Source organism: Acetobacter sp. AN02 (genome assembly GCF_029759835.1).
In the GTDB taxonomy this organism is placed as follows: Bacteria; Pseudomonadota; Alphaproteobacteria; order Acetobacterales; family Acetobacteraceae; genus Acetobacter.
Genome location: NZ_JAJJND010000070.1, coordinates 1 through 11,977, shown reverse-complemented (window position 1 = coordinate 11,977; position 11,977 = coordinate 1). Strand labels below are relative to the sequence as shown.

Below are 11,977 nucleotides of genomic sequence, written 5' to 3'. Positions count from 1 at the left end.
GGTGAGCGGCTTATAAGCCCCACCCGCAAACACCGTCAACACAGAAATTCAAAAAAAAATCAGAAAGACAGGAAAACAAAACAGGAACAATAAAGGAAATACAAGAGAAATTATAGGGAAATGCGGAAAAAGCGTCCGGGAAAAGACATAATTCCGTGCCATTCCCTTATTACTCACGAAATCACCCACCACACCCTCCGGCCCGAGTTGCCTAGCTGAAACGGAATGGTCATATGAACACTGACGGACCGAGACGACTGAGTCATCGGATATCCTTCCTCTTTCGGGGGAGACGTATGACAAGGGCGTCCAGCCGGTCTCTGTCTCATGCACGGCAACATGCCCGAGCCGGGACAACATCATTTCTGACGCACCCCGTCCCCGGCCCCGACCTTGCAGATTCCCTGCGAGACGAGGCAGAGATACAGGTAAGTAACTGATGCGCCTGCTTTTTCCGTATATTGCCCAGCCTCATCAGACATTGCACTCTCTGCCTATCGCCATGGAAGCCGCCAGCCGGCATCCGGATGTGCAGGTGCATATTGCCTGTGCGACGCAGGCCCATCTCGACTATGCCCGGCATCTCTCTTCCTTCTATCCGGAAGCCACCGCGCGCTTCGAGCTGCTGCATCTTCCCGAAAGAATAAGACGGTCCGTCGAGCGTCACGGGCATACGGTTTTCTCTAAATTCGCCTGCCTTTTCTTTAACAACAATTATTTCTCTTCATTTCAGGGGGTTGTTGTTCCCGAGCGCACCACGCTCTTCCTGCGCAAGCTTGGAATCAGCGCACCGCGCATGATCTGGACCCGCCATGGCGCCGGAGACCGTGCCATCGGCTTCGCCCGTGATGTCAGACTTTTTGATTATGTGCTGATGGCCGGGAAAAAGGTGGAAGAACGCCTGCTGGCCGACGGATCGATCCGGCCCGGACACTATAAGACAGGGATCTACGCCAAGTTCGACATGGTCCGGCGCATGCAGCCTGCACGTCCGAAACTGTTCGATAATGACCGGCCGACCGTGCTGTACAACCCGCATTTCAGCCGGTCTCTGTCGTCATGGCCGAAATTCGGTCTTAATATTCTGACACATTTCGCGCGACAGGACCGCTATAATCTGGTATTCGCGCCGCATTACAGGTTGTTCGACACGCGTCGCAGCGAGGTTGAGCAGCTTCGCCGGGCCTTCGGCAACCTGCCCCACATCCATATAGATCCGGGCAGCCCGAAGAGCCTGGACATGACTTATACCATGGGTGCAGACCTGTACCTCGGAGATGTCAGTTCCCAGGTGGCTGAATTTCTGGTCAGGCCTCGTCCGTGTCTGTTCCTCGATGCCCACGATGCGGCATGGGAAACAAGTCCGGATTACCGTTTCTGGTCTCTGGGCGAGGTCCTTAACACATCTGACGACATCACCGATGCCGTTGGGCGTGCGTTTGAAACCCATGCCGGTTTTGCAGACCGGCAGAAGAATTACATACGCGACACCTTCGATCTGACGGGAGATGAGCCGACAGCTCCTGTCGGAGCGGATGCCGTAGTCGATTACCTGAGAATGGCTTGCTGATGAACGTGGTTGCCCGGGTGTTCCCTCAGACTTCCCAGACCGTTGCTCCGGACGCAGAGACTCCGGACACCGCTCCCATACGCTGCGATCAGTCCATGATTGCACGGCGTCTCGGTGATTTCCCGACCTTCACCGCCGCCCTGGACTACGCGGCCGGCGGAGAATCCGGATACAACATCTATTCCGGGCGCGGGGATCTGCTTGAGGCCCTGAGCTATGCACGCCTGCGCAGGGAAGCCCGGGAGACAGCCCAGCGCCTGCTCGGACTCGGCATGAAACCCGGCGAGCGCGTCGGGATTGTCGCGGATAGCGACGGGGACTTCGCCCGCATCTTCTTCGGATGCCAGTATGCCGGTCTCGTCGCCGTGCCGATGCCTCTGCCCGTCGCCTTCGGCGGGCGCGAGGCCTATATCGCAACGCTCCACGGGATGATCAGCAGTGCGGAAATGTCCGCCGTCGTCATTCCGGATCTGATCGGAAGCTGGACCGGTGAAATCGCCGAACCATTCAGCCTGGTCTTCGCAGGCGCACCGGCTGATCTGCTCTCCTGCCCGCTCACCCCGTGCAGCCTGCCCGAAATCAGCCCTGACGCCCTGTCCTATCTCCAGTTCTCATCGGGCAGCACGCGATTCCCCAAGGGGATCTGCGTTACTCACCGCTCGGGAATGGCCAATGCCCGGTCCATCTGCCGGGACGGTCTGCAGGTCCGTGAGACCGGAGACCACTGTGTCTCCTGGCTGCCGCTTTATCATGACATGGGCCTCGTCGGGTTCTTCCTTACGCCCATGGCCTGCCAGCTGACCGTGGATCTGCTGCCGACCCGCGAATTCGCCCGCCGCCCGCATGTGTGGCTGGATCTGATTTCCCGTAATAAGGGCACGCTGTCCTACAGCCCGTCTTTCGGATTCGAACTCTGCGCCAAACGCCCCGTCGCGGAAGGTCTGGACCTGTCGTCCTGGCGCGCTGCCGGAATCGGCGGAGACATGATCCGTCCGCACGTGCTTGAGGAATTTGCCGCGCATTTCGCACAGGCCGGATTCCGGGCTGAAGCCTTTGTTCCGAGCTACGGAATGGCCGAAGCCACGCTCGCGCTGAGCTTTGCTCCGCTTAATACCGGTGTCCGGACCGATACGATCGATCTCCGGCGCCTGGAGTCGGAAGGCATTGCCATCCCCTGCACCGATATCACGGCCCCGCGCCGGACCTTCGTGCTGTGCGGACAGGCGCTGCCCGGCCACGAGATCGAGATTCACGATGCCTCCGGTCGCAGGCTCCCCGAACGGCGGATCGGCACGATCCGTGCGCGCGGCCCGAGTCTGATGAGCGGATACTACAACCTCCCTGAGGAAACGGCGGAAGCCCTAGACAGCAAGGGATGGCTCAACACCGGAGACCTCGGCTATCTGCTCGACGGACAGGTCGTGGTCACGGGCCGTGCCAAGGATCTCATCATCATCAACGGCCGTAATATCTGGCCGCAGGATCTCGAATGGTGCGCGGAACAGGATATCCCTGGTCTCCGCTCACGTGATGTGGCTGTTTTTTCCGTGGAAGAAGGCGGTCATGAGCGGGTTGTTGCCCTGGTGCAGTGCCGCCTGACCGATACGGAACGCCGCGAGAAACTGCGCGAGAGTATTTCAGGCATCTTCCGGCGGATGCATGGCGTCGATGCGGAAATCGTGCTGGTGCCGCCGCACTCCCTGCCTCAGACTTCCTCGGGAAAACTCACCCGGGCACGGGCGAGGGCCATGTTCCTCGCCGGCGCATTCCGCTCGGAACCGCCGGCAGAATCTGCCGCCTGAGCAAAAATTAACTCCCCCTGACCCCCGTCGGGGGTGCCTTTCTGTCGGGAGTCCGGTATCAGGACGATTCTGATTTCTGTCCGGACCGGTCTCACCCCCGCGGGGATGCAGGCACCCGGCGTGCGGAGAACCATACGACCATGCAGACTGCCGACGAAGTTTCCGCCGTCATCCTCGAGAAGCTGCTCGCCAACCCGAAAGTTCCCCGCGACATCACCGGCTCCAGCCGGATCGTGGAAGATCTGGCGTTCGACTCCCTGGCGGTCATGAACTTCGTGATGGACATCGAAGATACATTCGACGTGTCCGTGCCGCTCGACCGGCTTGCAGACGTCCGGACCGTGGACGATCTGGCAAATGCCGTCATCGCGCTGAAATCCGGAGCATAAGCCTTTTCCATGACCCTGCTCGAGAAATTCAATGGTACCGGAGCCCGGCTTCAGGCGCTGACAGCCGGGGGCGGTCGCAATCCCTTCGATGTTGTCATCGAACGCCCCCTGTCCTCCACCGTCGGACTGATCGAAGGCCGGGAAACCCTGCTTTTCGGAACAAACAACTATCTCGGGCTGAGCCAGTCTCCGAAAGCTGTCGAAGCTGCCGCGAAGGCCGTGCGCGAGTTCGGAGTCGGTACCACCGGCTCCCGCATCGCCAACGGAACGCAGAGTCTGCATCGCCACCTCGAAACACGCATCGCGGATTATTTCGGGCAGCGCGACTGCATGGTGTTCTCCACCGGATACCAGGCCAATCTCGGCATTATCTCCACCATTGCCGGCAAGGATGACTATCTGCTGCTGGATGCGGACAGCCACGCCAGCATCTACGACGCGGCAAAGCTCGGCTACGCCCAGGTTATCCGCTTCCGCCATAACGATCCCGACGATCTGCACAAACGCCTCCGTCGCCTGGAAGGACAGCCCGGCGGGCGGCTGATCGTGGCGGAAGGCATCTACTCCATGACGGGGAATGTCGCCCCCATGAAGGAATTCGCTGCCATCCGGCGTGAAACCGGCGCGATGCTCCTGGTGGACGAAGCCCATTCCTTCGGCGTGCTCGGCCCGACCGGAAAAGGTGCGGCCGAAGAGGCGGGTGTTCTGGAGGACATGGATTTTGTCCTCGGAACCTTCTCCAAAAGCTTCGGAACCGTCGGCGGATACTGCGTCTCCAATCACCCGGAGCTGGACCTGATCCGGCTTCAGTGCCGCCCCTATATGTTCACGGCCTCCCTGCCGCCGGATGTTATTGCCGCAACTCTTGCCAATCTTGAGGAAATCGCGACACGGCCGGAGCTGCGCGCTCAGCTGATGGATAACGCCCGGCAGTTCCACAGCGGACTGACGCAGGCCGGTTTCAGAACCAGCCGCCATGTCAGCCCGGTCGTTGCCGTCACCCTGGAAGAAACGCCCGAGGCGGTCGCGCTGTGGAATCGTCTGCTCGAACTTGGCGTCTACGTCAATCTGAGTCTGCCGCCCGCAACACCCGACAATCATCCGCTGCTGCGCTGCTCGGTCATGGCCACACACACGCCCGAACAGATCAGCCGGGCCGTGGATATCTTCACCAGAGCCGCGCGCGAGTGCGGTCTGCTTCTCGCAGCCGCCTGATCACCAAACCCGGACAGATCTGAGGACACAGGACACGGGAGGGGATATAGCCTCTCCGTGCCCTGACCGGTCAGGCGACCGGACGCGCCTCGGTCGCACGCCGGACTGTCTCAGCCAGAGCATCGCGCCGGAACGGCTTGGGCAGAAGCTGCGCGTATTCAGGCGCATCCGCAGGGCGGCTCCCGTCTCCGGACACAAACTCACCGGACATGCAGACAACTCCGAGCCGGGGGAACCGCTCACGCAGAACCCGTGCGAGCTGAAAGCCGTTCAGTGCACCCGGAATCTGGACATCCGTCACGAGAATATCGGGCACCTGCCCCGGAGCGGATACGAGATCCAGAGCAGCATCCCCGTCGCCCGCCTCTGTCACGGCGTAGCCGGACATACCGAGAATCGTAACGACGATATCCCGAATCGCCGGATCATCCTCTACGACAAGGACGCGTAACGGCGCATCTTCAGCCTGAACCGTATTTTCCTCCGGGGCCGGAGGTATTTCCACCTCCCCGGATTCGCCCGCTGAAGGCAGCCACAGAGACACGCGCGTTCCACGCCCCGGAGCGGAAATCACGGCCACACGCCCGCCGGACTGACGTGCGAACGTCACAACCATCGACATGCCAAGGCCGGTTCCTCGCCCGTCATCCCCCTTGGTAGTGAAAAACGGCTGGAACAGTCTGTCCATCACCTGACGCGTCATTCCGCTTCCGGAATCCGTCACATCGATCCTGACCCAGGCCCCGGCCTGAATCGGTGTCGGGTCTGAAAGCACCCGCATGACCCGCCCGTCCTCAACCGGCAGCACCATCAGATCCGTGTCTGTCAGGAACGTGTTGTTATAGGCGCAGATCCGGATCGTCCCGCCCTCAGGCATCGCATCGCGGGCATTGATCGCCAGATTGAGAATCGCACTCTCAAGCTGTGCCGCATTCACGCTCACAGGCCAGACGCGCTTCGAATTATCGCACTCCACGCGCATCCGTGTGCCAATCACACGGGCCAGCAGCCCGCGCATCAGAACCAGAACATCACTGACCGACACAACCTCGCGTGAGGGCGTCTCGCGCCGCATGAAAGAGAGAATCTGCCCCGTCAGGGCCTCAGCCCCGCGCGCCGCATGTGCTGCGGCGTCCAGACTTTCCTGCCGCCGGTCGGCCATATCATTGGTCACGCAATCCGAAGCCAGATCCAGATTCCCCAGAATGATCGTCAGGAGATTCTTGAAATCATGTGCGATTCCCGCCGTAAGCTGGCCGACGGCACGGAGCTTCTGTGCCTCTCCCAGAGCGCGCTCACTGCGAAGCCGCATCGAGATATCGCTGACCGTAATGATGAAGCCACGCCGATCCACATCGGAAACAGGTGCATCCGGGGCCTCAAACGGCGTGCAGGTCAGCTCGAGATCCGCACCGTTGATTCCCTTGCACTCAACCGAGACCGGCGCGCTGCTTCCGCCTTCGCGCTGCAGCCGCTCGCTGATCCGCGAGAAGGACTCCAGCACCGGAAGTCCGCTTCGCCCCAGATGGTCCGAAAGCTCGGAATAGCTCAGATCCTGCGTCATGGTCTCCGGCGTCAGACCCAGGATATCCCCGAAACGATCATTGTGATGCCGGAGCCGCCCGTCCGTCGTAAAAACCGCCACACCGACCGGCAGGCTGTCCAGAACCGCACGAAGCTGCAGCGCAAGGTGGCTGCTGCCCGCTTCCGCACGCGCCGCGGCAAGAGAGGCGCGATCCAGAAGCCATCCGGCAGCCCCCATGATCAGAACACCGATCACGATCCCGATGATATCCAGACGCTTCTGCCAGTCCGTGTTCCGCAGAAGATCCGCAAGCCGCCCGGCACGCCCGGCATTATCCGCACGGGTCAGGGTGGCGAGAGTTGTGCTCAGGGCGGCCAGAACCCGATCCGTGTCCGCACGCTCAAGCGCCGCCTCCGGCGCACCGTGCCATGACGTGATTTCCTTGAGAGACGTCAGGACATGCTGCAGGCTCTCAGGACGATTCTGTCCCAGGCGCTCCTGAATATCCTCGAAAACCGTATAATCCCGGCTCAGAGTCGCAAGGCTGAGGATTCCGGATGAAAAGCAGCTCTGCTGTTCCGCCTCATGCGTCGCACGCCAGGCATAATAACAGATACGGGAGTCGCTGACGTCTTTCTGCATCTGCCGGAGATACTGCTCGGACCAGGCGCTCTTGCTGTCCAGCCTTCCATGTCTGGCCATCTCGTTGCCAAGCTGCATGGCAAGGGTGCCGAACGTAATGATCAGCAGGGCGGCACCGGCAAGAGCCAGCAGCTGCGCCCCGCGGGCAGGATGTTGCGCCATGAAGGCTCCGGAACAGTCTTACGGACAGGAAAATGCGACAGGACACCATTTGACGCGGTGTGCGAATCCGTCAAGCCGCTGTTTCCGACCGGCTCCCTCGCCCTCCTGTCGCGGCTGCATCGCTCGGCAGCCGGATCTCACGGCCCGGACTTCGCGGCGGCAGCCGGCCGGAACCGTGCCGCGATCAGCATCCCTGCCGCACCCGCGAGCATCCCGGCTGCCATGGGCAGGGACGTCCCGCCCGGAAGACTGCCGACCACGGTACCCGCAATCGCTCCCATTACATATTGCAGCGTCCCTGAGAGCGCCGAAGCTGCACCGGCCAGATGCGGAAAATCCGACAAAGCCCCCATCGTCGCATTGGGATAGATCAGGCCCGTCGCACCCAGCGCCACAATCATCGCAACAATCGTCAGAAATGCCTGGAATTCAGCCTTCGGATGGCCCGGCTGCCCGGGGAACAGGGAATCCCAGACCGAAATCCCCATCAGGACCATACAGCCCACCAGAGCCACATAGACGGAGAGCGTCAGAACCCGCCCCGGATCGACCCGGGTCACGAGGCTCCCGTTCCAGCGCGAGGCCCCGATCATGAACACGGCAAACACACCGAACAGCATCGAGAACTGGAACGGCGTGAATCCGAAATCAAGAATGAAAACCGGAGAGGCCGCCGTCAGATAGCTGAACGACATGAAAGTAGAAAAACTGCCCGTCATGGCATGAGACAGAAACATCCGGTTGAGCAGCAGAAGCTTGTAGCGCTCCGCAAAAACCCAGGGAGACAGGCGATAGCGCCGTCCCCGCGGCAGGGTCTCCGGCAGGAACCGCAGAACCAGAAGCGCACAGACCAGACCATACACCGCAGACGCCCAGAAAATCACACGCCACGACACGAGGGTCACGACAAGCCCCCCGAGCATCGGCGCCAGAACCGGAACGACACCCATCACGACGACAAGACGCGACATCATCCGCGCCCCGGCCGTCCGGTCCGGGACCATATCGCGCACGCAGGCCGTCGGAACCACCAGACTGGCAGACGCTCCTATCGACGCGACGAACCGGGCGATCGAAAACGTCGTGATATCCGGTGCCCAGGCGCAGACAGCCGACGCCACGGCAAACAGCAGATTGCCCGCAATCATCGGACGCCGCCGCCCCAGAGCATCCGACAGCGGCCCCACCGTCAGCTGCCCGATCGCCAGCCCCGCAAACCAGACAGACAGCGTCATCTGCACAGATCCGAGGGACGTGTGCAGGGATCGCATCATCGCCGGAAAAGCCGGAAGATAGATGTCCGTGGAAATCGGACCGACAGCCGTCAGAACGCCCAGCAGAACAGGCATCCACCACGCAATCCGCGAGGGTGGCACATAGCTCCGCCCGCTTCCCGACGGCAATTTTCCCGAAGGACCGGTCATCACAACCCCATGAAAGGAAATTCAGATCTGCGGCACGCTGCCGGAGAAAGGCGCAAAGGCAGCACTCCGGCACCGCACATCCCGACACGAAGACAGAAAGGCGCCAGGAAGATGAAAAGAGGATTTACGCCTCGCTCCCGCGCTCGGCGGCTGACAGCCGCCTGAACAGAACGATCCCCAGAATACCGGAGACCGCAAAGAGAAAAATACCAAGAACCGCAGGCAGCCATGCACCAAGAGCGCTCCCGGCCTGCAGACCGCCGCCGATCAGAACGAAAACGAGGGTCTGAGGCAGACTGCCGATCAGAGATCCCGCCAGAAACGGCAGAAACGGCATGGACGTCGCCCCGGACAGCAGGGAAATCAGCAGCGCCGATCCCACCGGCAGAAGGCGACAGGTCAGAACCGCCAGAAACGGCTCACGTGTGAGAACACGGTCCAGCCAGGCCAGACGCCCGCCTTCCGCAAGGCCCCGGCGGACCCCTCCGCGCGCCGCGAAAAACCCTGTGCAGGCTCCCGCCAGCGTCGCGACTGTTGCCGCCAGACACCCCCACCAGGGACCGAACGCGGTTCCGGCCGCAAAACACATGACCTGACGCGGAAGGCCAAAGGCGCACCACAGACCGCCCAGAAGGCAGAACAGAGCAGGTCCGGACACTCCGGAGCGGAACATCTCGACACGATCCAGGATATGCGACAGCGCACCGCTTTCGCGGACTGCCAGAACAGCCGCCAGCATCAGCCCCATCATCAGAAGCGGACGCCGGAACGCCGAAAACCCCGAATCCTGCCCGACACGCAGATCCGTCATACACCCCGTCCGTAAATACCTGCTCTCCCGCGCAAACTCACCGGCCCAGTCATGCACGCAGAGATGGCGTTATTATGACAGATCCCATACCACCGCACGGAACAATGGGTTAATAATCCGCCATGTTCAGCACCGATCCCATGACGCCCCGAAACCGCCGCCTGGTCTCGGCCTGGCTGTTCCTCATCTGCCTCATGCTGCTCGGCATGATCGCGCTCGGAGGCGCGACACGCCTTACCGGCTCGGGCCTGTCCATCATGGACTGGAGACCCGTCACGGGCATCATCCCTCCCCTGTCCGAAGCCGAATGGGAACGCCAGTTCGAGCTTTATAAGGGCATTCCCCAGTACCACATCCTTCACCAGGGCTTCGGTCTTGCCGGGTTCAAGCAGATTTTCTGGCTGGAATGGATCCACCGCTTCTGGGGGCGGCTGATGGGGATGGTGCTCCTCATCCCGCTGATCTTCCTCGTCATACGCGGCATGATCACGCGCAGCCTCACGCTCCGTCTGCTGCTCTTTTTCATCCTTGGCGGACTTCAGGGCGGAATCGGCTGGTTCATGGTCCATTCCGGATTCCGTGAAAACAGCACCGCCGTCGAACCCGTCCGCCTGGTTCTGCACCTGAGCGCCGCACTCATTCTCTATGTCGCGATCCTCTGGACCGCGCTGTCCGTCCGCTGGCCCGAACCGCCCGCGACTGAAGACCTTCCGGCTGCCCGCAGGACCCGCATGATGGTCATGGCCACACTCGGCCTGATCTCAGTCACCATCATCGCCGGAGGCTTTACCGCCGGAACCCACGCAGGATTCGCGTACAACACATTCCCGCTGATGGACGGACATCTCATCCCGGGACACTACGCAAAACTCTCTCCGCTGTGGCTCAACTGGTTCGAAAATATTCCGGCCATCCAGTTCAATCACCGCCTGCTTGCCACCCTCACCGCGCTGACCATCGCCGCAACCGTCATCACCGGTCTACGCAGCAGGCCCGCGCCCCTGACCCGTGTCGCCCTCACGCTTCTCGGATGGGCCGTGCTGATCCAGTATGCCCTGGGCGTGACGACTCTCCTCCTTGTCGTTCCCGTCTGGGCCGGCGCCGTCCATCAGACCTTTGCCGCCATCCTCCTCGGCCTGGGTCTCTTCACTCTCCACACACTGCGCGGCGCAAAAGCAGGATGCCGGTGAGTCAGCCCCCGCCGCCAGTGCAGCAGACCGCGCCGCCCGCAACCGGGACTGCGCCGGATACGGCAGCGGCGCCTGCGGACGGACCATTCCGGGCCATCGTCGGCAGAATTCTGCCTCTTATCAGCCCGGGCATTATCGCCGCCGTCCCGGGCCTCGCCATTCTGTTTTACTATCAGATCCATATCGGCAATCTGCCGGACTTCATCAGCCAGCCGGGTCTCCTGCTGATCTCACTCTTCGTCAGCCTGACAACCACACTGCTGTGCATCACGGGCCTGCTGTGCGGGGCTGTCGCCTCATTATGGATCTATGCCCCGCTGGTTTTTCTCGTCCGCGCATATAAAAAGCTGCATGACCCGACCGTAACGCCTCCTGTCCCGTCGTTCCGCCTCCTCACGCGAACGGGGCAGATCCTCATCTTTGTGGCCTGCGGACTCGGAATCCTTATCGGGATCAGCATTCTCGTCACTTGGCTGTTCGCAGTTCCGCTGCCCTCGCTGGCGTGGCTGCTCCCGACCGGACTGTTATCTCCTCTCTTCACCTGGGCCGGAAATATCTTCCACTCCAGATTCATAAGGCTTCTGCTTGCCGGTATTATAAGCAGCCTGATCGGTACATGGCTCTGGTCTGCCCGCAGAACAGCTCCTCCGAATGCCGGTCAGGGTCCGCACACTCCATGGACCCTCCTGAACTGCCCGCCCGCCACGGCAGGAGAGTGGCGTCTATATGGCTGCATGACGGGATCGCTCATCCTGTTCCTTGCTCTCGCCGCCCGACTCGTCCTGGAATTTTCCGACGAACAGAAGACCCTTTACTGGACAGCACTGATCAGCTGTGCAGCTGCCATCATCCTGCCTGTCCTCCTGTGGCGCGGATGCCGCGCTATCCCGACGAATACTGTGGAAGAGACATTCCATATCTTCCCGAAAGACGTCTGGTCTGCCGGTATGCTTGTTTTTGCATCCGTTCTCGTCTCCCTCAGCCTGATCCTCATCGCAGGTACGAATTTCACCGATACCGGCCTCATCCACCTGATACTCTTTTTCCTCGCAGCCGGTTTTCTCCTGGTTATCGCTATCAACAGGATTCCCCGGGACAGGCTGAAAGCGATCTCTCCCCTTCTTCTTCTGCTGCTACCCCTGCTGTTCCTGTTTCCCGGGTCGATCTCCACTCTAGCAGCCTGTCGGGTTGGGGTACTCTGTGAAGTGGTGATGTTGTAAGGTGGTGAGATGAGCAGCTTCATCCCG

At 61.1% G+C, this 11,977-nt stretch carries 9 protein-coding genes; 6 read left to right on the top strand and 3 right to left on the bottom strand.

Annotated features, from left to right (window positions below; genetic code table 11):
- Positions 1-439 precede the first annotated feature (439 nt).
- From LOC54_RS08905 to spt, 4 genes are all read left to right on the top strand, one after another.
- The gene (locus LOC54_RS08905; protein WP_279313462.1) at positions 440-1,570 is read left to right on the top strand and encodes a sensor domain-containing protein; all 1,131 of its coding nucleotides are present in this window, start codon (positions 440-442) and stop codon (positions 1,568-1,570) included.
- Positions 1,571-1,665: 95 nt separating this feature from the next.
- The gene (locus LOC54_RS08900; RefSeq protein ID WP_279313463.1) at positions 1,666-3,372 is read left to right on the top strand and encodes a fatty acyl-AMP ligase; all 1,707 of its coding nucleotides are present in this window, start codon (positions 1,666-1,668) and stop codon (positions 3,370-3,372) included.
- A gap of 140 nt (positions 3,373-3,512) precedes the next feature.
- Positions 3,513-3,761 carry an acyl carrier protein gene (locus LOC54_RS08895; RefSeq protein WP_279313461.1) on the top strand — a complete coding sequence of 83 codons (249 nt, stop codon included), beginning with the start codon at positions 3,513-3,515 and terminating at the stop codon, positions 3,759-3,761.
- A gap of 9 nt (positions 3,762-3,770) precedes the next feature.
- On the top strand, positions 3,771-4,976 hold the full coding sequence (spt, locus tag LOC54_RS08890; protein ID WP_279313460.1) for a serine palmitoyltransferase: 1,206 nt from the start codon (positions 3,771-3,773) through the stop codon (positions 4,974-4,976).
- Positions 4,977-5,046: 70 nt separating this feature from the next.
- Here spt and LOC54_RS08885 read toward each other — a convergent pair whose 3' ends face one another.
- From LOC54_RS08885 to LOC54_RS08875, 3 genes are all read right to left on the bottom strand, one after another.
- The gene (locus tag LOC54_RS08885; protein WP_279313459.1) at positions 5,047-7,305 is read right to left on the bottom strand and encodes an ATP-binding protein; all 2,259 of its coding nucleotides are present in this window, start codon (positions 7,303-7,305) and stop codon (positions 5,047-5,049) included.
- A 137-nt stretch (positions 7,306-7,442) separates the two neighbouring features.
- Positions 7,443-8,729: a multidrug effflux MFS transporter gene (locus LOC54_RS08880; RefSeq protein ID WP_279313458.1), complete on the bottom strand. Its 1,287-nt coding sequence runs from the start codon at positions 8,727-8,729 to the stop codon at positions 7,443-7,445.
- A 124-nt stretch (positions 8,730-8,853) separates the two neighbouring features.
- Positions 8,854-9,540, bottom strand: a complete 687-nt coding sequence (locus tag LOC54_RS08875) for a TVP38/TMEM64 family protein (RefSeq protein ID WP_279313457.1) — start codon at positions 9,538-9,540, stop codon at positions 8,854-8,856.
- Positions 9,541-9,680: 140 nt separating this feature from the next.
- Between LOC54_RS08875 and LOC54_RS08870 the strand changes: the two genes are divergently transcribed.
- Complete coding sequence (locus LOC54_RS08870) at positions 9,681-10,730, top strand: COX15/CtaA family protein (protein WP_279313456.1); 1,050 nt, start codon at positions 9,681-9,683, stop codon at positions 10,728-10,730.
- Positions 10,727-11,950: a hypothetical protein gene (locus LOC54_RS08865; RefSeq protein WP_279313455.1), complete on the top strand. Its 1,224-nt coding sequence runs from the start codon at positions 10,727-10,729 to the stop codon at positions 11,948-11,950. Before LOC54_RS08870 ends, LOC54_RS08865 begins: the two co-directional genes overlap by 4 nt.
- Positions 11,951-11,977 lie beyond the last annotated feature (27 nt).